The 26877-nt window shown below is 54.4% G+C and carries 14 protein-coding genes; 8 read left to right on the forward strand and 6 right to left on the reverse strand.

The features are described 5' to 3' along the window. Positions 1-546: 546 nt before the first annotated feature. On the forward strand, positions 547-2619 hold the full coding sequence (locus Q8902_12670; GenBank protein MDP4200409.1) for a sialidase family protein: 2073 nt from the start codon (positions 547-549) through the stop codon (positions 2617-2619). Between the two features lie 26 nt (positions 2620-2645). Here Q8902_12670 and Q8902_12675 read toward each other — a convergent pair whose 3' ends face one another. Then, entirely contained in the window at positions 2646-3458 is an 813-nt protein-coding gene (locus Q8902_12675; GenBank protein ID MDP4200410.1) for an STAS domain-containing protein, read from the reverse strand. Positions 3459-3663: 205 nt separating this feature from the next. On the opposite strand from Q8902_12675, the gene holA reads away from it, so the two are divergent. Beyond that, a complete protein-coding gene (holA, locus tag Q8902_12680) occupies positions 3664-4755 on the forward strand; it encodes a DNA polymerase III subunit delta (GenBank protein ID MDP4200411.1) in 1092 nt (363 codons plus the stop codon). 308 nt (positions 4756-5063) lie between these two features. Here the strand turns inward: holA and Q8902_12685 are convergent, their stop codons facing one another. Then, a complete protein-coding gene (locus Q8902_12685) occupies positions 5064-6776 on the reverse strand; it encodes a T9SS type A sorting domain-containing protein (protein ID MDP4200412.1) in 1713 nt (570 codons plus the stop codon). 1122 nt (positions 6777-7898) lie between these two features. Next, positions 7899-11357, reverse strand: coding sequence for a hypothetical protein (locus Q8902_12690; GenBank protein ID MDP4200413.1), 3459 nt, complete (start codon positions 11355-11357; stop codon positions 7899-7901). Positions 11358-11476: 119 nt separating this feature from the next. Between Q8902_12690 and Q8902_12695 the strand changes: the two genes are divergently transcribed. The 4 genes from Q8902_12695 to Q8902_12710 all read left to right on the forward strand — a co-directional run bounded on the left by Q8902_12695 (position 11477) and on the right by Q8902_12710 (position 16644). Further along, positions 11477-12751, forward strand: a complete 1275-nt coding sequence (locus Q8902_12695; GenBank protein ID MDP4200414.1) for a peptidoglycan DD-metalloendopeptidase family protein — start codon at positions 11477-11479, stop codon at positions 12749-12751. A gap of 18 nt (positions 12752-12769) precedes the next feature. Next, positions 12770-13705, forward strand: coding sequence for a vWA domain-containing protein (locus Q8902_12700; GenBank protein MDP4200415.1), 936 nt, complete (start codon positions 12770-12772; stop codon positions 13703-13705). Between the two features lie 51 nt (positions 13706-13756). Next, positions 13757-15355, forward strand: coding sequence for a lysine--tRNA ligase (gene lysS, locus Q8902_12705; protein MDP4200416.1), 1599 nt, complete (start codon positions 13757-13759; stop codon positions 15353-15355). A 104-nt stretch (positions 15356-15459) separates the two neighbouring features. Beyond that, positions 15460-16644 carry an acetylornithine transaminase gene (locus Q8902_12710; GenBank protein ID MDP4200417.1) on the forward strand — a complete coding sequence of 395 codons (1185 nt, stop codon included), beginning with the start codon at positions 15460-15462 and terminating at the stop codon, positions 16642-16644. Positions 16645-16656: 12 nt separating this feature from the next. On the opposite strand, the gene Q8902_12715 is transcribed toward Q8902_12710, so the two are convergent. After that, entirely contained in the window at positions 16657-17997 is a 1341-nt protein-coding gene (locus Q8902_12715; protein ID MDP4200418.1) for a glycosyltransferase family 4 protein, read from the reverse strand. Between the two features lie 274 nt (positions 17998-18271). Here Q8902_12715 and Q8902_12720 point away from each other — a divergent pair, with 274 nt between their 5' ends. Then, on the forward strand, positions 18272-21895 hold the full coding sequence (locus Q8902_12720; protein MDP4200419.1) for a hypothetical protein: 3624 nt from the start codon (positions 18272-18274) through the stop codon (positions 21893-21895). Positions 21896-21939: 44 nt separating this feature from the next. Here Q8902_12720 and Q8902_12725 read toward each other — a convergent pair whose 3' ends face one another. Then, positions 21940-22647, reverse strand: coding sequence for a porin family protein (locus tag Q8902_12725; GenBank protein MDP4200420.1), 708 nt, complete (start codon positions 22645-22647; stop codon positions 21940-21942). Positions 22648-22654: 7 nt separating this feature from the next. Beyond that, positions 22655-23356 carry a porin family protein gene (locus tag Q8902_12730; GenBank protein ID MDP4200421.1) on the reverse strand — a complete coding sequence of 234 codons (702 nt, stop codon included), beginning with the start codon at positions 23354-23356 and terminating at the stop codon, positions 22655-22657. Positions 23357-23488: 132 nt separating this feature from the next. Here Q8902_12730 and Q8902_12735 point away from each other — a divergent pair, with 132 nt between their 5' ends. Then, entirely contained in the window at positions 23489-26863 is a 3375-nt protein-coding gene (locus Q8902_12735; protein ID MDP4200422.1) for a glycosyltransferase, read from the forward strand. Positions 26864-26877 lie beyond the last annotated feature (14 nt).

Consider the following 26877-nt stretch of genomic DNA (forward strand, 5'->3'; position numbering starts at 1 on the left):
AATAGGTGCTCATATATTCCCTGTAAGTCCTTATGGATCAACCGCATAGACATAATATGCAACATATTTGCGCTGATATTCGTTGTATATATTGTGAACGAGCGCAAAAAGAGAAAATTACAGCGTGCGCGCTGGCGGAAATTGTCCAAAATAGCGATGCTGGCACTAAGAAGCCGAAGCACAAATCCTACATTCCATATTATACAGACCTCGGATGAACCGCTCCGCTCGCCGCCAATCGGTTGGAACTTCGATCCGAAATACCAGGAAGAACTGGAAGGCGGGAATTAGAAAATATGCTGCAAGTTGTTTAATATCAATGAGTTGGAGTATTTTTGAAACAGCCGGGCAAACGCTGGTGTTATACTCACAGAGGGCTTCTTCAGGATCTCGCTCCGCAAAGATTTCCGATTCGGTGTACAGGGCTGCAGTGTGCGCACAATGGATGCGCCCCCCGAGCAATCGGCTGCACAACTTGGGACTGGCGGAATTGAGGAGAAGATTTCCAGAGTGAAGTGCTTAGAGGCTCCGACGTGTTAGCCAAACGTGAAGTGGCTGTTTATCGCATTCCTGTTCTGCTCGGCAATAGATGCCGAAGCGCAATGGCTCGTGCCTCCGGCAAGCTGGATGCACCACGATGGCTACGACCGGCCTCGTCCTTCGCGTAAACCGCGGATGCGACCCCTTAGTATGCCAGCGCCCGAACCACACAACTGGCCGTTCCCAAACACCAATGTAACGCATCAGCTATTCTTCGCTCAGACCGAACCATCGATTGCGATCAATCCAACAGATCCATCGAATGTCGTGATCGGCGCGAACGACGACAGCATCTATAATCAGATGCTTGCCTGCTCGTCAACGGATGACGGGGCAACCTGGCTGAATCAGTCGCTGCCCGGCGTGCCACTATGGGCGCAGCTTACCACCGACCCCTCCGTGTCGTTCGACCGCTTCGGAACCGTGTATTATCTCTTTGGGAGACTTGGAAGCGAATTCGGAGTGCCTCAGGCGCAGAATGAAGTCGCTCTGTATCGATCGAGCAATCGCGGCGCGAAGTGGTTATGGGCAGGCGATGCGTTTGCCGACACTGCGTCCAGTTGGGGAGCCGATACGCTGTCCGATAAATACTATCTTGCGGTTGATGTGAATGCAAGCAGCCCGTATGTTGACAGACTCTATGCCGTTTGGGTCGATTATGGTCAGACCGATGGCCTCGCCGATTCGCGGCCGCATATTGTCTGTTCGCATTCGACCGATAGTGGAGTGCATTGGTCGCATCGCGTTTCGCTGGCGGGAGGAAGTTTTTTCACTGCGCCGGTTCCGGCTCTTGCGCCAGATGGAACACTGATCGTAACATTTATCCAATACTGGGATACCAATGCGATCTGGGTCACCCGCTCGACCGATGGGGGTCAGACATTCTCTGCGCCGCATCTGCTAAGCCAATATAAAAACCTTGCCGGGGTCACGCCAAACGATAGCACCGGTTACCAAACCATTGGTACTGACACGGATTTCGTGATGATCAACAGCTTCCCATCGATTGCCATATCCGATACTGGCGCCCACAAAGGCAGAACGTATATTTGCTGGTGTGGAAAATCTGATGACGGAGTGCCACACGTCTGGATTGCGACGAGCGATGATGCCGGTGTCAATTGGAGCGCACCGCGCATCGCGGATGCTGACTCTGTTCCGAATGCCTATTCAAGATATTTTTCGTGGGTCGCTGCCGATCCCCAGACAGGCGATCTTGCAATCGATTATTATGTCGCGCCGACCGGACCTTCAAACATCTGGAGCGATCTTTACATGGAGCACTCGACGGATGGCGGCGCAACATTCAGCGCCCGCCGGATTTCAAGCGCATCTTCCAGCCTTGCAGTGAAGGAGAGTTCGCGTCAAACTAATTCCGGACAGAGACTCTATTTCATCGGTGATTATATCAACCTCGCTGGTTGGAACAACACCTGGCATCCTGGGTGGGCGGACTCACGGAGCATGACCGATCTCGACATCTACACAGCGAAGGTCCAGCCATTTGCGCCAATGCCAGTCAGTAACCTTGCTGTTCGCGACACTACGGTCAATGGGAAGAAGGCTGTTGTGATCGCTTGGGACTACACGCCGGAGACTACATTTGGCTATCCGCTCAGCGAGGGCTACACATTTCTGACTTGGAAGGATGCCGGCAAGTTGGACACGCTCAGCTCCTCCACGTTGCAGTTCGTCGATACGAGCTCGACACTCGGCTACTACAAAGTCTCTGTTCTCGCGTCAGGCCTCGAAAGCATTCGTGACAGTGGGTCGAATCTGCCGCGTTCGGTTTCGGGCGATCTCAACGTGTCCGGAGTGCATGTGCTCCTGTTACGACAACCGGCAGTTGTTGGAAACCCGGACGCAATCCGAATCGAGAGCGACGTGCCCAGTTCACTCTCGCTCACATTCTATGATGAGCTTGGCCGCACCGTTTGTGAGCCGGAGAGCGATGGAGCAATCTCAACGAAACACACAATAACATTCACGCCACAGCAAAGTGGCGTGATGTTCTATGTGATTCGTGGAGTGACGGCAACAGGAGTTTGGCAACGCACGGGGAGACTGTTGGCCGAGTGACAGGCAAATCTGCCAGCAGCCGTGGATTAAAAATCGTCCTCCTCGTCCTCTTCTAACTCCTCATCGTCGAAGTCGTCATCCTCGAAGTCATCTTCTTCCAGGACCTCTTCCTCGGCAATATCCTCGACATCGTCCTCTTCGTCGAGGTCTTCCTCTTCTTCGTCGAGATCGTCATCGAGATCATCGTCGTCGTCATCGAAATCATCATCGTCGACGAAGTCTTCGTCATCACCGAGAGTTGGCATTCCAATGACTGGCATGGAAGACCCCAGTGCGGTCGGGGCTTCGGAAGCAAGGAGCAAGTCGGTTGTCAGTTCGTCGTCGTACGGAGTCATCATGATTTTTGCTAAGGCTGCTGCACCAAAAGAACCGCCGGCGGCAATGGCGCCGGCCCTAATCGCTTTTGCGGTCGGAGCGCCGGGCCCGAGCGAGAGTTCTGGGTCGTCCAGCCCCTCCTCCGATTCCGGCTCGCCGCCAAAAGCTTCGTCATCGTCCGGTAACGCAAGTTCGGCTGCAAGTGCTTCCTCGACCGTGTTAAAAATTGGAAAAATTCTATCAAGCTGTGTCAGCCGGAGCATTGAAAGGACATTCGGCCGAACTCCGACGAGACGGACTTCGCCTTCGTGGATCTTCATTTGACGTTGGGCTAACAAGAGCGCTGAAATACCTGCGCTATCGATATACCCTACCTGGGTGAGATCGACGATCAGCGCATCGATATCAGGTTGCGCGAGAATAAGAAATTCCGCCTTGAGTTGGCCGGCATTCTGTGAATCGAGCCGTGGCTCCTTGAGGCGGAATATGGTCTTCGCGTCTCCCTGTTCTGTAGTAAAGTGCATTATCAATTCAAAATCGCGCGTTTCCTGTCGTTCTTGCGATCCGACCGGGCGCGGAATGCGCACGGCCGGTATACGAAACTAATCAAAAGTTGAGCGCATCGTGCGAAAATCGCCCACTCCGCTCTAACCCTTCTGCCATCTCAGATGGAAGAGTTTGGTTGAGACTCGTGGGGAACGGCACAAATCTACGAATTGCTTTGAAGGAATGCAAGAGCGGGGCCAGAAATCCGGAGCGGTTGAAAATATCCTGAAAGCATGGCGCGCGGGCAAGCCGGCGCCCGTCTATGTTTTTCACGGCGAGGAAGACTTCCTTCGGAGCGAATTGCTGCACGAGGCACCCACCCTCCTTGTCCCGGACGAGGCAACGCGCTCTTTCAACTTCGATCAGCTCTATGCCTCGGACGTCTCGCTGTCAGACGTGATCACAATGGCCTCGGGCTATCCAATGATGGCCGAGCGCAGAGTCGTCATTGTCCGAGAAGCCGAACGGATGCTCCGCCCCAAGCCGGCAGGTCAGGCTGCAACACGCAGCAGTGCGTCGCGCGGCAAGAAAAAGGGCGGCGAGGATCCGCTACTTTCCTATCTCGAGCATCCAAATCAGGACTGCGTCCTCATCTTCGACATGGAGAAGTTCGGCGCGCGAAATCAATCGCCGTTCAAAGAACTCGCTGCAAAGGCCGAAGTCGTCGAGTTCGCCGTGCTCAAGGATGCCGAGGCGACCGAGTGGGTCAAAGCTCGCGCCATGACGCACAAGAAGAAGCTCGGCACCGAAGCCGCGCGCCTCATGGTCGCACAGCTTGGCATCGGACTCGGCACGCTGGCCAGCGAACTCGAAAAACTCGCCATCTACGCCGGCGACCGCGACGAGATCACCTCCAAAGATGTCGAAGCGCTCACCGGCGCTTCTAGAGAGCGAAGCATCTTCGAACTCACAAAAGCCATCGGCACCGCAAACCGGGAGCTGGCGGCGACGATCCTGTTGCGCATTCTCCGCACTGGCAAGGACCAGCGGGCCTTCGTGCTCATCATGCTCGCCAGGCACTTCGAGCAACTCACGCTTGCCCACGAACTCTCCGCGAAGCGCGAAAGCGAGCATGCCATTGCAGAAGCGCTCGGGCTCCATGGTGGCGCGGCCTACTTCGTCAAGGAGACGATCTCCGCGGCCCGCCGATACTCCCGGGAGCGACTCGATGCAGCCGCCCGAGCCATCGTACATGCCGAAGAAACCTCACGTCGCGGGCACACCAACGACGAGTTACTCATGGAAATGTTGCTGCTGAAGCTCATGCCCGCTTAGGCCTGCCATTTAATGAACGCCTCTGCATTCTCTCGATTCTCAATCATCTGTTCCATCAGACACGCTATATAATTTTATACTATGTTTTCGGAAAATATTCATGAACGAGCTACGGTGTCTCTTAGGTAGCCATCTGTTTTCCCATTGCCAATAAGTCGATTGAGCCCGATTCGTCATTCATAATTCGTAATTCGTAATTGACGAAGAGGACCCCCTCCACCTAATATAACGAGGTTCGATACCTCGGGCATCGCAGTTTTTTGATGAATTCTGGGCAAATATCGAAAAATAAGTCCTTCTGCCTTGACCTACTTACCGGCATGGATGAATCTACGAACTTGCGGCGGTGCGCCATCGTATCTGACTATGACAGCGTATACACCGGCGGGGAGGTCCGTTACCGTAATGACGGCTCTGGCGCCCTGGGTATGGTACTCCGGAAACACTTCCACTCCCAGCGATGAGTAAAACTGAATCTTGCGGAGTGGACTCGCGCCTTCTATATCCAAATACACTTCGGTTTGCGCCGGATTTGGATACAGATCGTGCCTGGCAGCGAGAGCAATTTCGCCCTCAACTTTCGCTGCGGGGTTCCGCAATTTTACATTCCAAACATCGGAGACGCGATTCGGCTCGCCTGACGACCCTTTGCCGGGATGATTACCACTGACATCGCCATTATTTGCCGTTTCTGTCGAGCCGTTCAGCAAAAGACCGTGGTCCGCCGTTTCAATGACAGTACTGAAGCCATCACTACCAGTGCCACCTAAGCAATTCTGCCAGAGCAGTGTCAGATCGGGTGACAACTCGCCGACCCACCCGTCCGCGGAGTCCACTGAACCATGATGGAGACCGGAGACGTCGCCATCCGTGGAAATCGTGTTGCCCGCAAAAACGAAATTGCCGTCTGCGGTCCGAATCACGGAATGAATAATATCGGAATCGGAGCCACCCAGACAGATCTGTTTCAGTAGGGTTCCATTTGTATCGATCCTAAGTATCCAGCCGTCCTGATATCCATGTTGCCCGATGACATCCCCATCGTTTGAACTCGTCCAGCCTGCGACAACATAACCGTCACCGGTATTGAAAACACAGTTAGCTCGATCGGACGACGAGCCACCATAACATTTTTGCCACATGATAAGACCGTCCGTATCGAGGCGGACTACCCATGCATCTTCACTCCCATGCTGTTGTAGACCGGTCAGGTCGCCATCTGTCGACTGGCTCCATCCTGCAAAGACATATCCGCCGCCTGGTACAGAGATCACAGAGTTTGCCTGATCTCCATAGTTTCCTCCTATGAGCCTATGCCACTGTTGACCACCCTTCGAGTCTAACTTCACGACCAATGCATCGGTATAGGCATGTCCCATCCATCCTTCTTCTCTAGCCAAGCTGGACGTTCCAACAGCAAGGAAACCATCCGAAACTTCAATCACAGAATTGAAGACCTCTAAGCCTGTCTGCGATCCGATGTTGCGCGCCCACTCCTTCACTCCCATCGAATCGGTCTTGACAACCCAGCCTTCGAATTTAGGGAATTTCGCTCCAGTTATAGGATTCGGGGAGATCGTTTCAGGATACGGATCGGTTACGTCGCCGTCATGCGATAACGTCCAACCGCAGAGAGCAAACCCTCCATCGGAAGTTTGAATTAAACATGTCGGAGCATCAGATTGTGAACCTCCAAAACATTTCTGCCACTGAATCTTTCCCGAGAGATCGGTCTTGACTAACCAAAAGTCTTCCGACGGGCTGTTCAGACCGGCCGAATGATTACCACTGACATCGCCATCGTTCGATACCGTCACTGCAACAAAGGCATATCCTCCATCTCGAGTGCGAACGAGCTTGTGGTCAGAAAAACAATCATCGAGATGATCATAAACTTCGACGTCTTCAAAGCTTGATCCGCCATAACAGTGCTCCCACTCGAGCTTCGGAACAGGTTGAGCGGTCACGGAGCCCGAGACAACAATGGCTGCAGACACGCAGAACGATTTTAGGAGCGTCATGCTAAGTTACTAGTATAAACACCGCAATGAGCCGTTGCTGAAGCCATGGCTCATTGCGGAAAAAGGAAAGTAAAGTTCTTTTTTAGAATGTAAAGCTGTATGTAAGGCAAGGAATACCGTTACAACTACAATTGCATGATAACGTGTACATCTCTCCAGGCATGGCTTCGCAGATCGTGAAGTACATGCAGTCTCCAAACTGAAGGGTATGGCTGCCAGGAAAACCCGGATCGTTAGGGTCAAAGGCGTCCATCGATCGTGGCCCCTGCCAACTGCAATAATTCCCGACATCTCCAGGGCACGTCGGACAGCCATGGTTCACGCAATTTGAATCCGGGCAATAGCTGCGGCAATTGGCCCGATTATCGTCAGTGCATGCAATTTGAATAGAGCTAATCGTTAGGTTAGGGCACTGATCGTTGCAAATCCTAACCTTAATGCATTGCGAGCACGGTTGTGGATCGGAACACGATCCGTTTGCGCAACTCTGAGTTGCCGGCAACAAGGTAACCGTAAAGCACGGCGCTTGAGCAAAGGCCGATCTGACGTAAAAGCCAGATGCGATTAGGCAGAAGATGGCAAGGACGAAAGGCCTGCGAAGCAAACTGATTGAGCTTTTCATGGTACAACCTTACTAAACGTGGGATCACCGGCAGCACATGAAGCCACAATGATTGTAAAGCTGAGCGGGCCTGGCGGTACAGCCGCACCAAGGGACGCTTCTGAATCAGCATGACACCGTTTGGTGCCGCATCGGACAATGCCTCGTCTTTGACTCAATTTCGAGGGTCGCCCATGCGAGACCGTGCAATTGTCATTTTTTCAAATGAGCAATTGGTGCCCCTGAACCCAGAACCAATATACGTCGCCGAAACCGAGGATGCAAGAAAAATCTTTGCGCGGCAGAAGAATTCATGGAAGCACTCGATTCAGACGTTATCGCAGTTTTAGCACATCTCGCAGCAATTAGTCCTTGATTTGACTTAGTGCATTCCGAACTGGACGAGATGCTTTCCAAATATAGCGATGTACTTTACTGAGTCAAGTCCGAGCGAAATATTCACGAATTCCTTTAATGATGGCTCAACCAGTTGCCTTCATCGGGTGTGGCGCATCGTCTAATCAATTCCTCGCGGTCACGTTTCGTGCCATGCGTTCTCGCGGGCTGGCGAGCACGAGGAAGTAATCGCCTTCGGCGTTTGGCACCGGCACGGTGACCGACTGATCGCCGATACCACCCGGTGCAAGCGCCGAGCGATAGACTGCTACCCCGCGCGCGTCGTACAGGATCACCGATAGCTCGAGCGGCGCCTCACGAGTGGTGTAGTCGAGCTTCCATGCGCGCGCGCTGCCCGATGGATTCGGACTGATCGCCGTGATGCCGAACGCGATCGGTTGCGAGCGGAGCAGATCGAGCAGGATCGCGTTACCACACGCCGGTGCAAGTGCAAATTCGCTTCCAGGCACACTGCATGCAATCACTTGCGGCTCGCGGTCGGTCGCAAAGCTATCGATCGAAATGGTTGTGAGCGTATCCATCGCAACGCGCACGCTGTCCAGGACGTAAACGATCGGCAATGCAAGTTGCGAGAGGTTCGAGAGCGTGTTCGATAGATGCACGCGCACGGATGCGCCCGAACCCTCCTCCGCAATCAAAACATCGTCCATCCGGAATTGCGAGGACGTGCCGGTAAAATCCAATGCAAACGGCGTCAACAAATCCGTATTCTGATGCAGATGGAATGCGAAGCTACCGAGTGTGAATGTATCCAGCGTGGGCCGTAGCATGATCGGGACTCTCAGGACCGCCCCGGCGGGCAGGCTTGGCAAATCCGGGATGTATGGTTCGGGCGCAGTATGATTCTCACCGCTTACGGTAAGAATCGTGTCTCTCGCATGGGCTCCCTCGTGCGCATAGAGATGCAATTGCACTATGCGCTGGCCCGACGTGTCTGGTGTAAACTGAAGGGTGGCGTTTGACTGCGCGAGAGAGCCGATGCTTTGCTCCGTCATCGTCGTGCTGAACTCATGACGTGCATCGCCCACAAGCACGAGCGAGTCAATCGTCATTGCATTGCACCCCATGTTCGAAACTGTGAACGGCTTGGCAATCGGCTGACAATACTTCGTGAAAAGATTCAAGGAATCAGCCGAGAGCGCAAGGGGATTGGCCGGCACATGATTGGAAACCGACACAAAGACTGTCGTATCGACTTTTCGCTTGGAGGTGTGCATGACGATCCGAACCGGCAGCGTTTCGTCCATGCTGTCTTGCGGCGTGAACTGGACCAACAGCGTTAGCGAATCGTTGCTCGCCATCGGGAAGCGCGCGGTATCGAATGCAACCTGCAAAGGAATTGGCGCAACGATCGAATCGAGATACAGCAACTCGCAGCACTGGTTGCTCAATACGAGGCTGTCAATCTTAGGATGGCAGGCGATGCTCGGCAGGGCAAGCGTGTTGCTCGTGAGGGTCAGCGCCTCGGAGTGTCCCGCATTCGCACCGCTCAATGTGATGACGGTGTCAACATCCTGATGCCGCGTGTGTCCGAACACATGAAGCGTCGCGTTGGCGGCTCCAAGCGAATCCGGCCCGAATGAGACGACGAGCGAGTCCCGTGTGGTGTTGAGAATCGAACCGGGTGCATGCGTGACCGAGAAGGCACCATCCGACGTGACGAGCGAATCAACAATAATTGTATCACAGCCCTGCGTTGCAACGTTAAGCGAGCCGGATCGCGGAACGCAGTACTTGGTTGCAAAATCTATCGCAGTGCTATCCAGGACATAACGAGGTTGCGTTGCGATCGCTTCTGCGGTAATGGCAATCGTCGTGTCATACGACCGGCGTCCCGCATGGGCATAGATACGCGCTGGGAATTCGTGAAGGCCGACGCTATCCGGTACGAAGAGCAAATAGAGTAAGCGAGCACTTTTGCCTTCAACGGTATCGGGAAAATGATTGGTGACGGTAACTTCCGTCGATGGGATGACGACAGAATCGATCACCATACTCCCACACCCAAACGCGCCAAACACAATGGTATCATCCGCGTATGTACAGCCAGGAATGCGCATGACGCTGGTATCTCGGGATAGGGTAAGACCTTCGGCGAGGTTATTACTGGTGAAGACGTGAAGATCGCGCGTGACGGGATGCTTACCGGAATGTCCGTATACGCGGACAACGGACGTGTCATTGGCCATGCGTATGGGATCATATCGCAATGTCATGCGTGCGCTGTCATTCTGCACGAGCCCGACCGGGAATGCGCTATCGACTTGCCACAACAGATCGCCGTGTAGGGATGACGCGGAATCGAGCATCATAGGGACACATGAAGATGACGTGGCCGTGATCGAAATTGAATCGCCGCACGGGCTCGGCGTCCAGAAAATCGTGTCACTGCTGAGCAAAAACTGCGCATCGCGAGGGTTACCACCAACAAGAGTGCTATCGCCGCCATCAACAGTCTTCCAAACGCCGCCATAGGCATCGAAAGCATAAACGACCTCGCCCGCGCAACCAGTAACACAAAATCTGGTATCACGACTATTCGATGGACCATTGACAGGATGCCACGACGCACCAAGATCATCCGAACGGAACAGACCATAGTTTGGCAAGTATGTCGGCAGGCTATCACTTGGCGCGGCGTAGCGCGAGGTATCCGTTTGGATGTAAAGTGTATTACCCTTCCCCGTAATGGTCCCGGTAAACCGCATCGCTCCGAACTGATAGCGCTCGCGCCAGGTAAGACCACCATCTGTGGACCAGTTTACCGATTGATGGGGCACGTTGAATTGCGACTCATTTGCGCAGAAGTACATTCGCGTGCCGGGCGGCGAGTAAATGGACCATGATTCGTACTGTGCGGATGTCTTCTGCCACGTATGACCGGCATCGAAGGTACACCAAAAATTGCCGCCTCCGAAATTTGGGTTCATCTCGGTGATAACCCCATTGAGGCTATCGGAAAATGCGATTCCATTGCAGCGCCGAAAGGCACTCGTCCAGGTCCGGCCGCTATCAAACGAGAACTCGCCACCGAGCGAGTCCGGGGTTACGAACCCAGTGGACTCATAGAGATCCCAGAGTGTAAAGACCATGAAGCCATTCTGGCCGTAGACACTGGTGATTACGTGATCGAGCTTATACGGATCGAACCACGTGCTACCGGCATCTGTCGTTTTCCAGAGTGATGAGCCTCCGAATGTGAGTCCGTAGCCATAGTCCACGGATGGAAAAATACTGGCATAGCCGACGAGGGAATCTTGCATCCAAATCGATGTGACTGCGCCATTGATGAGCGCGGGCACAACTGCGGCGCTCCAGGTCGCACCGCCATCGGTCGTCTTATAAATGTCACAATGCGGACCGGAGACGTCATGTCCCCATCGGACCCCGGAGCCGACCAGTCCGTGGTCCTTATCCCAAAAGAACCCGCACCCAATGGTCTTGCCGACATTCAAGTCAAGCCGCTTCCATGTATTTCGCTGCTGGGCATGGGTAATACCCGCCACGGCAAGCGCGGCGGCGAGAAGTACAACAAAAACGAATCTATGGCAGCAGGTCGTCATGATGACACAACTTGTTCGTTGTGTGCGTTAGGGAATCCGGCACGCAGGTGCAATGGATTGTCCTTGGATTACCGTGCAGCACACGGATGACTCATAACAGAATAGCAGAACGTAGAAGGTTGAAGAAAGTCACGAAGATAACACTCGCTGCCCTCGGTGGCGTTCTGTTGGCGTTCGGACTAATGATTCGGCCAACGGAAGGGCGCAGACGCCCATCTCATAAACATGTTCCGAAAGCCAACTCTCGTTCATCGCATCGAGCGGCGCAGGCCAATAAGGAGCTTTCGCGGATCAACGCCGAAATCGCCAAATATGAGAAGGAATTGCGCGATCATGAAGCGCAGGAAGCGAAATCGAAGAAGCATCTGAAGGCATTCGATGCACGGTCGCGTCAACTGCAGCAAACAATCGCCCGGCTGAAGGCCGAGGCCGAAGAGCTTGCATCAGAAAAATCTGAGGTCGATACCGAACTCACCCACACGGCTTCGAAGCTTGACCGAATGAGATCGGAATATGCTCGAGGGGTGCGGTATCTTTATGAGTCCGGAGTACTTCGACAACATGATGAGAGCCACTATTTGCTGAATCCGGACCGGGCAGATTCTTCGATTCGGATGCGCTATTACGCCCAGGCGATCGGTCGGGCACATCGAGCGACCGGCACCCAACTCGATTCCATGAAGGCCGCGCTTGGCCTTTCAAGTCACGAGCTTGCCGGTTCAATAGCAGCCGAGCAGCAGGCCATCGGGCAACGCGCTTCGGAAGCGCAGACTATCGAACAGCACAAGGCGGAAGAAGCGAAGCAACTGGCTCAGATCCAGGCGCGCAAAGAGCGCCTGAAGCAGCTGCTCGCCGAGCGCCGCGCGAGTGCGAAAAAGCTGGAAGGTATCATCGCCGGACTCGTTTCTCGGGAAGAACGGGCAACACGCGAGCGAGCCACGCGCAAGAACCGTAGATCGCGCAGTCCCGCGCCCGAGGAGGAAATCGTGGCAGGCCCCGCGCATGGACCGCACTCTCTCAATTGGCCGACTTCGTCGCACCACATCGTTCAAGGTTTTGGCGAGCACCGCAATGCGGAGTTGAATACGGTGACGATGAACCTCGGAATCGACATTTCCGCAACGCGGGGTTCTTCCGTACTGGCGGCCGCCGAGGGGGTAATCTCCATCGTTTCATCTCTGCCAAGTTATGGAACAATCGTGGTCGTCAAGCACACCGGCGGACTGCACACGGTCTACGCCGATCTCGCGGCAGCGAATGTGCATGCCGGCGAGCGTGTGCATGCGGGACAATCTATCGGACGTAGCGGATCGAACGAGGAGAATGGACCGGTTCTGCATTTTGAAGTCTGGAAGGGCCGCGCCAAGCAGAATCCGCTGGGGTGGCTCCGATAGAAAAATGATGAATGTGGAATGATGAAGGATGAACAACGGAGATTAGTATTTCGCAGAGGGCTTACCATTGCGATCTTCATTCTTCATCATTCCACATTCATCATTTCCGCCTCCGGGCAGCCGATCTCGATTACCCTGCGCGATTCGTCAAACGGTTTGCTCCGCACAGATTCCGCAAATTGGAGTGAGGCATGGATCGAGATAGATGGCACAGTGCCGGGTGCCAGACCATTGGCACTGGAGGACCTTATTGTTCGAGGACACGACCGGGCCGCCGAAGTACTCTCCATCGATTCCATCGGAGCGCGATACGAGACGCACCTTGCTCTGAGCTTCGTGCTCGATAACTCCGGCTCGATGTTCCATGCTTATGACTCACTCACAAAGTATTGCGATTCGATTCTCTTGGACGCACAGCCTGGCGCAATCGCGCAAGCGGTGACATTCGATAATGTCGCGCGAACGGAATCGCATTTATATACACGCCACTCCTCCGTCTTCATCGCGCAAACAGGCTTTCAAGATAGCATTGCACCGATCCGTGCCTTCTGGCATTTTTTCGATACGATCCGCACGGGGTATACGCCGCTCTACGATGCGATTGCGCTTGCCACGACCAATATACAAGACCGCCGGTTCACCAGCGGCGACACGGGACGAACAGACGTGCTTCTCGTAGTCACGGATGGTGATGATAACGCCAGTCGCGTTTCCATCGAGGACCTGCACGATTTGCTCGCGGAAGAACACCTTCGTCTTTTCGTGATCAATTACCGAACCGATCCCTCCACACGCCTTTTGTGGCTCGCGCGCCATTCGAACGGTGCCTTCTTCGTTGCGGAGAATCTGGCATCGCTCAGGACTCTGCTTCACAAAATAGGCGGATCGCTCACGCGGCAATATCACGTTCGGTACCGATTCCCATCGCTTACCCCAAGTAGCGGAGCCCATTGATTGCATTCCACGCGGAACGCACACGCCGTCTCAGACGTATTTTGCAGAACTATGACAATTCACACCCCGCCCACGGAGCACGCGGAAGAGATCAAAGACGCCCTTCGCCATATCGAGGAGGCCGAACGACCGGATGCACTCACCGATCAGGAGCGCGAGCGCCGCAGTTCGCTCGAAGCGCTCCGCAAACTCGGCGTCGATCCGTTCGCTGCGACTTCATTTGAGCGGACGCGGTTCTCATTCGAGGCCGCCGCACTCTTTGATGAGAACGCTCCGGACGCCCATCCTACGGCCTCCGTTGCGGGACGGATTATGGGAATTCGCCGTATGGGCAAGGCCAGCTTCATCCATATTCAGGATGAATATGGCAAGATTCAGCTCTATTTCAAGACGAACGACCTGCCCGACCGCTACGGACTTCTACATTATCTTGATTTCGGGGACATTATCGGCGCGAACGGCTATGTCTTCCGTACGCGGACGGGTGAAGTCACGCTGCACGTCGCATCGTTCGAAATTCTCGCCAAAGCCATTCGGCCGTTGCCGGTTGTGAAAGAAGAAACCGATCCCGTAACTGGCGAGACGATCCGGCACGATGCCTTCTCCGACAAGGAACTACGGTATCGGCAGCGCTATGTTGATCTCATCGTCAATGCCGATATCCGCAAGACGTTTCGCACACGGGCAAAGATCATCAGCACCATCCGCCGCTATTTCGATTCGCGTGGTTACCTCGAGGTCGAAACACCGGTGTTGCAGCCGATTTATGGTGGCGCCTATGCGCGGCCATTCATCACACACCACAACGCGCTCGATTTCGATCTCTTCCTTCGCATTGCTGATGAATTGTATCTCAAGCGATTAATTGTTGGCGGTCTGGCCGAGGGCGTCTATGAGATTGCGAAAGATTTCCGTAACGAGGGCATGGACAAGAATCACAGCCCCGAATTCACGATGGCTGAAATCTACATCGCATACAAAGATTACGAGTGGATGATGGCCTTTACCGACGAGATGCTCGCGGAAGTTGCGCGTGAGGTAACCGGAGGTTCGACACAGGTTGCACAGCCCGATGGCTCTATCTTAAATTTCACACCGCCATTTCGCCGCCTTTCGATGGTCGATGCGATCGAAGGCGCGACGGGAGTCAACGTCGGCGATATGAATGAGGACGAGTTGACCATTACCGCGAAGAAGCTTGGGATCGCGCTCGAACCTAGTTCCGGCGCTGGCAAGATCATCGACGAAATCTTCTCCGCAAAGGTCGAGCACACACTCATCGAGCCAACATTCATTACCGATTATCCACTTTCGATGTCGCCGCTGGCGAAGAAACATCCAACGAAGGCCGGCCTAGTCGAACGGTTTGAACTGTACATTAACGGCCAGGAGCTCGCGAATTCGTTCAGCGAACTGAATGATCCACTCGATCAGCGCGCTCGATTTGTGGAGCAGGCGCGCCTGCGTTCAAAGGGCGATGAAGAGGCGATGGTACTCGATGAAGACTTTCTGCGTTCGCTCGAATATGGCATGCCGCCCATGGGCGGTCTTGGCTTCGGCGTTGACCGGTTAGTGATGATGATGACCGGCGAAGAGTCAATTCGGGATGTGGTACTATTCCCCGCAATGCGCCCGGAACGTACTTCCTGACGTATCTCCAGCGATATGCATGAGTTAGGCGGTTTTCATTCATGGATAGATTTTGAGTGGGACCGGTGTTTACCGCTCTTCATTTTCTCTGACGATCCGTTAATATGATGAATCTTGTCGAGCGCGAAAAAGCAGCGCTATTTCCAACCTACGATCGGCTTCCGATCGGAGCCGTTACCCATGCGGAAGGTGTCCACATCCATACCGAAGATGGCACGGCATATCTCGATGCCATTGCCGGGCTTGGGGTGAACGCGCTTGGACATTCGCATCCGGCACTCGTCGCCGCCATTCGCGAGCAAGCGGGCAAGTATTTACATCTTTCGAATCTTTACCTTCAGGAGCCGCAGGTCGTGCTGGCCGAGAAGCTTGCTCGCGCCTCCGGATTCGAACGCGTCTTCTTTACCAACTCCGGTACGGAGGCGGTCGAAGGTGCGATCAAAGTAGTCCGTCGCTTCTTCTCCAGTCCCACCAAAACCGAAGTCATTGGAGTGGCAAACGGCTTTCATGGCCGGACTTATGGACCGCTTTCGGTCATGGATAAAGCGAAGTATCGCGACAGCTTCGGGCCATTCGTTGCTGATTCCACTTGCATTGCATACGATGCCGCGGCACTTGAGGAGGCAGTCTCCGCTCGCACGGCGGCTGTTATTATCGAGCCGATCCAGGGCGAAGGCGGCATTGTCGAAATCGATCAGGAGTTCGCCGATATTCTCGTACAGCTTCGCGCACAGCACAACTTTTTGCTGATTGCGGATGAAATTCAATCCGGCATCGGACGCACGGGCCGCTTCTTCGCTTACGAGCATTATCATCTGAAGCCGGACATCGTCGTATGTGCGAAGGCAATCGGTGGAGGTCTGCCGCTTGGCGCAATCCTGGCGCGACGCGAGATTGCGGATGTCATGAAGGCCGGAGTCCATGGGACCACGTTTGGGGGAAATCCTCTCGCCTGTGTCGCGGGTTCAGTCGTTCTTGATCTCGTAGAGAAGAACTACATGGACAATGCGGCGCATGAAGGCGAGCATCTAAAAACCCATTTTGAAGCGTTGATGCACCAGCATCCAAAACTGATTCGTGATGTCCGTGGCCGAGGGCTCATGCTCGGCATCGAATTCGCATCCGGTGCACGTCACGTTCAGAAACATTTGTTCGATCAACATATCATCACCAACGTCACTGCTGGGGAAGTCCTGCGGATGCTGCCCCCGCTTATCTTCGAGCGCAAACATTCGGATGAGCTACTTGCTGCCATTGAGGGCGCGCTGTCATCGCCCGAATTACACTGAGCCACATTTACTTTACGCTCGAAGCATCAGCCCTAATTGTCTTGCCATTTCCTTCGTCAGAGACTGACGGTCGAATGATTGCACGAACGGCTGATTGACATTGTGCGGCAGGGTGCTCTTTCGCCAGGCGCGATGCAGTTCGATCAGAGTATCGCTGATCGCTTTGATATCTTTCGGTTTCACTGCGATCCCGGCGCCGTAATCGTGGATGACTTTCTCCGCCTCACTGCGTTCGGGTACAAGTCCGAGGATGGGTTTGCCGGTGCCGAGATACTCATATAATTTCCCCGGAGCGCTGAGATCATCAGACATGGTCATCCAGAGTACATCACTCGATAGCAGAAGTGCAAGGTCCTCGGTATGCGGCAAATAGCCTGTCGCGCGGACGTTGCCGGTCAGGCCTAATTTTTCCGCCACCCGCAGGTACTCGCGTTGCAGGATACCGGCGAAGACCAATTCCAGATCATCTCCCATCGCTGGCTCGCGTTTGATCGCAAGCTTGGCCGCTTCGAACATCGGAATCGGCGAACGGCCCACGTAGAATGCGCCCCCATAGGTCAATCGAAACTTCTCCGGCGAGCGGTACTTATCGACTAATGCGGAGGCAGCGCGAAGGTCTTCGGGATCGTAACCATGCGGCACGATCGCCACGTCTTCGTGACTTAGAAAATTGTAATCCCGAAGGAGCACTTCCTTCATGCGGCGGCTTGCGACAGTGATCGCATTCGAAGAACGCAGGCACGCATCTTCGAGCTTGCGCGCATACGCTTTGTGAAATGGTGTCGCGTAGAAGTTGAGAACGGGATTCGAGACCCACGGATCGCGATAATCCATGAGAAATGGAACATGGTGCCGTCGTCGCAACTCATGGGCAATCAGAAAATCGGTGAAGGGCGGTGCGGTCGTAAACATTGCGTCAATCCGCTCCGTCTTGAATATTTCTTCGGCGGCCACCAGTGCAGGTTTCTTCCATTTGATGCGGCTATCGGGCTGATAGATCGTCTGCAACAGCTTCGATCGGATCCGCTGCCATCGCGCGCTTGGAAGCTTGAGCTGCTTACCGTCCTTTTTCGCCAATCTCGGAGCCGGTGCTCCGGTCTCTGCGGTCCGAACGATGCGGATATGGCCTTTATCGATCAGCGGCTGGATTTCCGCCATCAGCGAAAGATCGTGAGCGTAATATGGAGCATCGCCGGCAGTCAGGACAATAGGCCGCCAGCCGAATTGCGTCAAATACTTGACGAATTTCAGCGTCCGCTGGACCCCGCTGAGTCCCATCGGCGGAAAGTAGTACGCAATGACGAGTACATTGAGCCCCGGCGGTGCGCCGGGTTCGAGAAGATCGATATTCATTCGTACAAAGATAACCGTCTGAACCGAGATTTCCGGGATTATCGGGATTTTGGGATGGAAGATGTTGGACTGACTACCCGCACCGATCTCAAATCTTCATCCTCCGGAAGCATACCTCAAATGGATCAAGTAACCAAGTGAAACCGGATTCACAAATCGCATCGCACGATCGCATGCCGTGTCGGAACGCCCGCACCAACTGGTGAGTTAACTTCTGTGAGGTCAACAGGTCACGGCCTCCCGAACAAACTTGCCGCAAGAACTCTATCACGAATTGTTATCACGCCTCTCGCGCCTGCGCCAGCGCCGAGAGTCCGTCGCACTTTGGAGTGGAATATTCAATGGCCTTGCCGCGGCTCTTCTGATCGCACTCGCTGCCATTATTGCAGAGCTGCTCGGACATTTTTCAATTGCTGGCAGGACGTGGCTGTTCGGGACCGGACTCCCAGGTGCCATTGCGGCAATCCTGGGGTTTTCACTCGACCCGATACTAACCCGCGTTGGGCTTCGTCCACATGCAACCGACGACGAACTTGCTCAGACGATCGGCCGGTATTATCCGACGGTTCGCGACCGCCTTGTCAACACGCTGCAACTTGCGCGTCCACTTTTCTCGAAGTCTGCCAATCTCCTCGGATCCCCAAGCCTTGCGCTGGCGGCATTTTCCCATACCTACGAATCGGTGCGGCCACTCGATTTCAACGCAATTGTCGATGATCGTCCCGTGAAACGTGCTGCCCTACTCTTTTGTGTGACGATCGTGCTAGGTTTTGCCGCATTCCTGGGTGCCGGGCACGACATGCTTGCTGCGAGCACGCGGCTGACTCATTTTCGAACCTTCTACCAAAAGCCGGCGCCATTTACGTTTGTTGTCTCTCCAGGTAATGCTCGCGTTATGCGCGGCGATTCCGTTCGGATCATTGTCATTACTCGCGGCGAGCAACTTAAATCAATCGAGCTTCGCACACGAGAAGAAGGGCAAAAGGATTTCGATCCCATTACCCTTCAAGCGATGCCATTAGACTCGGCGCGGATTAAAGCAAGCAGCATCCAAGGAGTTGCGGCCAAAAGCGGCTTTGTCTATTCACTTCACGCGCAGCATCCAGTAGAGTACTACGCTGCATCCGGTGAGATCGAGTCGGATCGCTTCAAGGTCAGCGTGCTCGATCATCCGATCGTCCGGTCGCTGAACGTCGAAGTACAACCTCCGGCGTACACTCGGCAGAAACCGATTACACTTGCCGAGAACATTGGCGATATTTCTGGAGTGACCGGAACACGTGGAGTCTTCCGCGTGGTCGCGTCGGCTCCGCTCGTCAGAGCCGAAGTCCTTTTTACGTCGGTGGATTCGGTAAAAGATGGGACCAATACCTCTCATGAGATCCATGAGTCCCATATTCTTTCTATTCTGGACTCAATTGCCACCGGAGTGCTTAGCTTTACCCGATCCGGGAGCTATCATATCGAGTTGCTCGATCGGGACTCCGTTGCCAGCGAGCACCCGATCGAGTATGCAGTCACGATCACGGCGGATGCGCCACCGCAAATCGCGCTGATTGAACCTAGCGTGGGTGCTGGCGAAGGCCGCGTCGATTTGCCGAGTGACATGCGGTTGGACATGATGGCCCGCATCCACGATGATTACGGCTTCAGTGGCATGCGCCTGGGATACCGGTTGTCAAAATCCAAATACGTCGCGCCGGAAACAACCTACAAGTGGTTGACCGTACCGCTTTCAAATTACGCCGCGCAAGATTTGGACGTGCCATACATTTGGAATCTGACGCCGCTCGGTATTGGGCCGGAAGACGAAGTCTCCTATGTCATGGAGGTGGCCGATAACGATGCGATCTCGGGTCCGAAGCGGGCACGGACGCCAGAGTACACGGTGCGCGTGCCCTCGGTCGAAGAAATTTTTAAGCGCGCCGACGAAGAGGCTAATAAGGCTCAGAAGGATATGGCGGAAGTCAAACGAGATGCCGAGGACCTGCAAAGAAAGGTGAATGAGACACTCGATGAGATGAAGCAGATGAAAACGACCGATCTCGCGCGGTCGATGCAAGACTTCTCCAAGCAAAAAGACGTGCAGCAAATGCTCGAGCGACAAAAGAACTTGAACGATCGCATCGATCAAGTCGCCAAGGACTTGCAGCAAATGACGAAGTCGATGGAACAGCAGCAAGTGCTCACGCCGGAGACGATGCAAAAGTATCAGGAATTGCAGGAGCTGTTCAAGCAGATCGATTCGCCGGAGTTGAAGAAGGCAATGGAGGACCTTCAGAAGGCGATGGCGCAGAATGCCGATCCAAAGAAGCTCGCCGAGGCGATGCAGAACATGAAGACGAATGAGGAGCAATTTCGCAAATCGATCGAGCGGACGGCGAACATCCTCAAGAAGATTCAGGCTGAACAGAAAGTTGATGCGCTGATGAAGAGTGCGAGCGAACTGGCCAAACAAGAGCAGAAAGCGGCAGACTCGACACGTTCGAAGCTGGACCAGGGCAAGAAGATGACGCCCGAGGAGAAGGCGGCCGAAGCCCGTAAGCAAGCCGACGCGCAGAAAGAACTCGACCGCATGCGCGAGGAGATGAAGCAGATCGCCGAGCAAATGAAGAAGTTGCCAGAAAACATGCAGGCTCCCGAGGAGACCAAGGCCGCGGCCCAGGCTCTTGCGGATCCCTCGACCGACCACGAGATGGAGCAGGCCCAGCAGGACGCGCAACAAGGCAACATGCCACAGTCAGCGCAACACTCCGAGAATGCTTCAAAGCAAATGAAGCAGGCGCAACGAAAGCTTGCAGATCTCAAGCGGAAGATGTCCGAGAATGAGCGGCAGCGGACCATGCGCGAGATGAAGCAAATCCGCGATGAGCTAAACCGGCTTTCGCAGAAAGAAGAGCAGATCAAGAATCAGGCGCATCAGGCCCAGCCGAACTCTAATGTCTTCCGGGACATGGCCGAGCAACAATCGCAGACGAAAGACCAACTCGGTCAAACCGCTTCGAAGGCGATGCAACTTGCACAGAAATCGACTTCGGTCACACCCGAAATGGGCAAAGAAATGGGCAAGGCTTTTGCCGACATGCAACATGCGGAAGACGCAATGACCGAGCGCAATCAGTCTGGCTCCGAGCAAAATTCGCAGTCGGCCATGAGCTCGCTGAATAAAGCCTCGCAAGCGATGCAGAAGGCGATGCAGCAAATGATGGCGCAAAAAGGACAGAGCGGTCAGGGCGGCTCCGGCGGTGAAGGTGAAGACGGCCAGGAAGGCGAAGGCCAATCTGGAGAAAGCGGCCAGATGCCTGGACAGAATGGCCAGGGCGGCAGTGCACTTCAGCAATTCATCAGTCAGATTAATAAGCTCGCGCAACAGCAGCAGGCGCTGAACAATCAGATGCAGGCAATGGCGCAAGGTGCCGGCGGTAGCCAGTCCGCGCAAAAGGAATTAATGCGGCAGCAGGCTGCCATGTCCCGACTACAAGCCCAGCAGCAAGCGGTCAAGAAATCGCTCGAGCAAATGGCCGATGAGCAACGGCAATCGAGAACTGGAGTCAGTCAGGCTGCCGAAGATCTCCGCAAGATTGCCGACGAGATGCAGGAGTCCATTGGTGATATGCGCTCGAACGGTATTCGTCCAGAGACAATCCAGCGTCAAGAGCGGATTCTCTCGCGGTTGTTGCAGGCGCAGCACTCGGTCCATGAACGCGATAAGGACCAGGAGCGCGAATCGAAGCCCGGCCAGAATGTCGTTCGGGAGTCCCCACGCCAACTCGAAATTAATTCACCGGAGGGACAGAAGGCGCTGCAGGAAGAGATGCTTCGAACGCGCGAGAATGGTTTTACGCCGGACTACAACGCGCTCATTCGAAAGTATTTCGAGGAGTTGGAGAAGAAATAGCGAGCGCGTGCAACAGGTGAATCCCGATACGCCGTTCTTATATCTTACAGCCCATATAGGAACGCCACAGCCACCCGAATGTCGCTGGACTTCGCATCGCCATTATTGATCAGAGACTCCGGAGGTGTTTTATAGACCTTCGAAAGTCCAAGCGCGTAGCCGGCATCGATGCTAAGCATGGTGCGGTCCGAGAGTTTTTCCATAAAGCCGGCTCCAAAGAAGATCGAAAGGTCCGTCGATGACAGATGGTCCTTAAGACCGGTCGTTGGTTTGACTGAATCGCTGACTGTTTCGCTCGCCGACATCAAAAAGCCGATCGAGGGCCCGGCGAAAAGGTACGGCCGAGCATCCCCATTTCCGAATGCGGCGCGCAGCAGGATCGGGACTTCCAGATAGGTAAATGTGAAATCGTCGTTGCCCGAGAGATTTGGGTGGCTCTTTGCATGCGAGGCATACTCCTCATGGACGCCCTTCTGATCGATCATGGCGCCGGTAGAAATCGCCCACATGTTGTCGAGCCACTCATCGACTTGCACGCCGCCGATGAATCCCGCGCGCATCCCGGTGGAGGAAGCATCAATCGAATCATCGACAGATTCACCGGCAAGATTAAGACCGCCTCGCACGCCAATCCACGTATGCGGTGTGGCGGCATGGCGGAGCGTCCGCATGTTGTCGGACTGTGCTTGAGCCATGCGGCTGAAACCCAGGAGCACAAGAACGAAGGAGAGCGAACGGATAGAAAAAGTCATAAGACGATCAGATTTGCCACAGCATCCCAATCGCGAGGCGTATATCACCCGATTTTGCAGTCGAGAGATCGATGAAATTGCTTGCGGTGCGTGGGTTCGACTTGAAGACTTTTGTCAATCCGGCCGCATAACCGGCATCAAAATAGACCATCTTCGATCCCATCTGCTCCTGGAGACCACCCCCCAAATAAAGCGAAATGTCGGTTGAGGAAGCGAAGGTTTTCACATCCGTGATTGGTGGCACCGTGCCATCGACCGCCTCCGAGGCCGACATCAGAATGCCGATCGAGGGGCCAGCGAAGAGATAGGGCTTGAAATCACCGTAGCCAAATGTTGCCTTCGCAACGATCGGGATTTCGATATAACTCAAGGTGAAATCATCCTTGCCACCATACGCAATGGGCGTAGTCGGTGGCGTCTGACTCAGCGAGGCCGAATCATATTGCTGATGCGTGCCCTTTTGATTGAAGAGCAATCCCACACTAAGCGCCCAGGAATCGCTGAGGGAGTAATCATATTGGGCTCCGAACGATGGTCCGATCCGGAAGCCGGTCGATGCCCCGCCGGGCAAAATATCAACGGACTCATTCGCGATGTTGATACCGGCGCGAACACCGAACCAATTCGACGAATATTGAGCCGCGACGGGTGATGAGCAGGTGCTCGCGAAGATGACGATTAGTAGAAAAGAAGCGAAGTACTTTTGCATAGATCATGCAATATAACATGCAAATTCCCCGGGCCCACAAATTTCGTTTTTTTTTGCTGTCTGCAAATTTCTTGGACGAACCTCGCGGAGCGTCGCCGAACCTTGATTTTTAGATATTTGTAGTTGCCTGATATGCTACCCGATCCTGCCAAGGAACCACGACATGTATTCCAGAGCGTCACCAATCGACGCTGGCTCGGGACGCGCTCGGCGCTTGCTGTTGCGGGATTTGGCCTATTGGCTGCCGTCGTCATCCTTGCGGCAACAATGCTTTCGCAATCGGAGCTCTCCAAGGTGCGGACAGCGCGGGCCCTCAATAGCGCTGAAGCATCACGCTATCTGAAAAACCAGCGCCGCGAAGTCGAACAGTTTCGTCAGAGCCGTCGAACGGTGGAGACTTTTCTTGCCCGCCGTGCCCGGAATCCGTTTTACCATGGCTCGGATACGAATGCCATGCGCGCGGCCTTTCTGGTCAACTGGGACGCAGCGAGTTATTCCTCGCTCGCACGGCACATCAATAATTTGAATGCCGTCTTTGTCGAGTGGTCGCGACTCATTGCCGGGCGCACCGATTCGCTCATATTCGATGCCGATTCGAATGCCGTCAAACTGCTCGCAAAGCATCCGGAGATCAATGTGCATTGCATGGTCTCGAATTACGACGAGAACACCCAATCCTGGCGTGGGGATATTTTGGAGTCGATGCTTCGCCCGGAGCATGCGCGAGCACAACTCGTCAAAACAATTGCCGATTTGGCTCAGACCAATCACTTCTTCGGCATTAATATAGACTTTGAAGATATTCCCTCCCCATTACATCCGTACGTTCATCAATTTCTTCGCGAGCTCCAGGGAGCGTTGCACCGAGAAGGCGCAGCACTCTCGGTCGATGTCCCGGCGGATGATGATAATTTCGATCTTCGTACCTACAGTCAGCTAACCGATTATGTTGTGCTGATGGATTACGATCAGCATAGCGCCGATCAGGCGCCCGGCCCCATTAGCGCCAACGACTGGTTCATTGCGCAAGTCGAGCGCGCGACCCGCTACGTTCCGAGCCATAAGTTGATCGTCGGGCTTGCCGCGTATGGATACGACTGGACGACCGAGCCAAGTGGGCAAACCCACGTTGCCGATGAGATTACGTTCGAGCAGGCTGTCGTACAAGCGCGCGAATCGGACACGACACTCACGTTCGATAGTGCGACTGGTTCGATCCACTATGGCTTCGATGAGGATGATAGCACCCATCATGATATTTGGCTTAACGATGCTGTCACCACGTTCAATCAGCTTTCGTTTCTGGACCAATATGACATCGCCGGAACCGCGGTGTGGCGGCTTGGCGCAGAAGACCCTTCGCTCTGGACAATCTATGGCGATGATGTCTCTCCCTTCACGAGCAAGACGTTAGACGAGTTCGATACAATCCGAGGAACGACGCAACCCGAGTATCAAGGTGATGGTGAGCTCTTGAATCTGATTGCCGAACCGGCGCAGGGACTTCGCCATCTGGAGTATGATTCGGCAGATCAATTTATCCAGAACGAACAGTACACCACACTGCCGTCTGGCTATGTACTCCAGCGATACGGTAAGGATGCGCATAAAGTCGTCCTGACCTTTGATGATGGGCCCGATCCGAGTTGGACGCCGAAAGTACTCGATATTTTGTCGGCCAAACATGCACCGGCGGCTTTTTTTGTCGTCGGAGTAAACGCCGAACGCAATTTCCGGCTGTTGAAACGCATCTACGCGGAAGGCCATGAAATCGGCAATCATACCTTCACCCACCCGAATATCGCGCTCATCAGTGAAGCGCGAACGGTGAGCGAACTCACGCTGACTGAGAATATCATACGGGCGGCATGTCTCGTAAATACAATTTTGTTTCGTCCGCCGTACAACGCAGACGCCGAGCCTACGACAATCGAGGAGTTGGAGCCAGTGGCGCGCGCGGCACGGCTGGGGTATACAATGGCCGGCGAGACGATCGATCCGCGCGATTGGAGTCTGCCAGTGACGGCGAAGCAGATCGTCGATTCGTGTCTGGCCCAGCTCTCGCTTGGTTCGATCATCTTGCTGCATGATGCTGGCGGCGATCGATCGGCTACGATCGAGGCACTCCCCATTCTAATTGATTCACTCCGTGCGCGCGGACTCGAACTATCATCGCTCTCGGCGTTTGCAGGCGTACAACGTTCGCAATTCATGCAACCGCTTACGGGAAGTAAATTGCGCGACGCGCAAATCGACAATACCCTCTTGCTGCTGCTCTTCTATGTCCAACGAACGCTCTATGCGATCTTTTTTGCCGCCATCATCGCTGCAATTGCGCGTATGCTCGCGATCGCAGCGCTCGCGATCACACAATGGAGGCGCGAGCGCGAAGAACGCTCCGTGCCGTTGGTCCTCGATCATGCGCCTCCAAAGATCAACGTGATTATTCCCGCATACAACGAGAACATTGTCGTCATCCGGACGATCGAGACTGTGCTGGCATCCCGGTATCCGTCGTTTAACGTAACAGTTGTCGATGATGGCTCGACCGATGATACCTTTGCTATTGTGGCGGATAAATACAAGGATCACCCAGGTGTCCAAGTGTTTACCAAGCCCAACGGCGGCAAAGCGAGCGCGCTGAATTATGGAATTGCCCGCTCGGAAGGCGAAATCATTGTTGTGATCGACGCCGATACGATTTTCGATTCCGAAGCACTCAACGAACTCGCGTATTATTTCGAAAAAGACGCGCGCGTCGGCGGCGTGGCCGGCAATGTGAAGGTCGGCAACGTCATGAACCTGCTCACGCGATGGCAAGCGATTGAATATACATCGAGTCAGAACTTCGATCGTCGCGCATTTGAATTGCTCGGAGCGATCACCGTCGTGCCAGGAGCCATCGGGGCATTCCGCCGGACAGCGCTCCTCGAAGTGGGGTCCTACACGAGCGATACACTTGCCGAGGATACCGACCTCACCATGCGCCTGGTCCGTGCGGGTTGGCGAGTGCGCTATGCTGAGCGCGCCAAAGCCTGGACAGAGGCGCCGGAGAAAATCCGTCCATTCGTCAAGCAGCGATTCCGTTGGACGTTCGGCACCATGCAGTCATTCTGGAAGCACCGCGATGCGCTCTTCAATGCCCGTGCCGGTGGGCTCGGTCTCGTTGCCATGCCGAACATTCTGATCTTCCAAATTCTGCTACCGTTGCTCGCCCCTGTCGTCGATCTCATCTTCATTATCAGCCTGTTCAGTGGACACACGGACGTGACACTGGAGTCCTACCTGCTCTTCCTCGCGATCGACCTGCTCGGAAGCATCATCGCGTTCTCACTCGAAGGCGAGCGACTGACAATCCTTGTTTGGCTTCCGCTCCAACGATTCCTCTATCGGCAATTGATGTACTATGTGCTCTTCAAGTCTGTCTTCGCAGCCTTACGCGGGCAGTTGCAGGGCTGGGGCAAGCTGCAGCGGACGGGAAGCGTGGCAATGACAAATGACAATTGACAAATCGGAGCCCC

The sequence above is a fragment of the Bacteroidota bacterium genome (genome assembly GCA_030706745.1).
In the GTDB taxonomy this organism is placed as follows: domain Bacteria; phylum Bacteroidota; class Ignavibacteria; order Palsa-1295; family Palsa-1295; genus PALSA-1295.

Bases quoted from the DNA above. Each gene is read 5' to 3' on its own strand.
- Q8902_12725 (MDP4200420.1), bottom strand. From the start codon at position 22,647: ATGACTTTTTCTATCCGTTCGCTCTCCTTCGTTCTTGTGCTCCTGGGT.
- Q8902_12700 (MDP4200415.1), top strand. From the start codon at position 12,770: ATGATGAAGGATGAACAACGGAGATTAGTATTTCGCAGAGGGCTTACC.
- Q8902_12710 (MDP4200417.1), top strand. From the start codon at position 15,460: ATGATGAATCTTGTCGAGCGCGAAAAAGCAGCGCTATTTCCAACCTAC.
- lysS (MDP4200416.1), top strand. From the start codon at position 13,757: ATGACAATTCACACCCCGCCCACGGAGCACGCGGAAGAGATCAAAGAC.
- Q8902_12690 (MDP4200413.1), bottom strand. From the start codon at position 11,357: ATGACGACCTGCTGCCATAGATTCGTTTTTGTTGTACTTCTCGCCGCC.
- Q8902_12715 (MDP4200418.1), bottom strand. From the start codon at position 17,997: ATGAATATCGATCTTCTCGAACCCGGCGCACCGCCGGGGCTCAATGTA.
- Q8902_12685 (MDP4200412.1), bottom strand. From the start codon at position 6,776: ATGACGCTCCTAAAATCGTTCTGCGTGTCTGCAGCCATTGTTGTCTCG.
- Q8902_12675 (MDP4200410.1), bottom strand. From the start codon at position 3,458: ATGCACTTTACTACAGAACAGGGAGACGCGAAGACCATATTCCGCCTC.
- holA (MDP4200411.1), top strand. From the start codon at position 3,664: ATGCAAGAGCGGGGCCAGAAATCCGGAGCGGTTGAAAATATCCTGAAA.
- Q8902_12735 (MDP4200422.1), top strand. From the start codon at position 23,489: ATGCTACCCGATCCTGCCAAGGAACCACGACATGTATTCCAGAGCGTC.
- Q8902_12730 (MDP4200421.1), bottom strand. From the start codon at position 23,356: ATGCAAAAGTACTTCGCTTCTTTTCTACTAATCGTCATCTTCGCGAGC.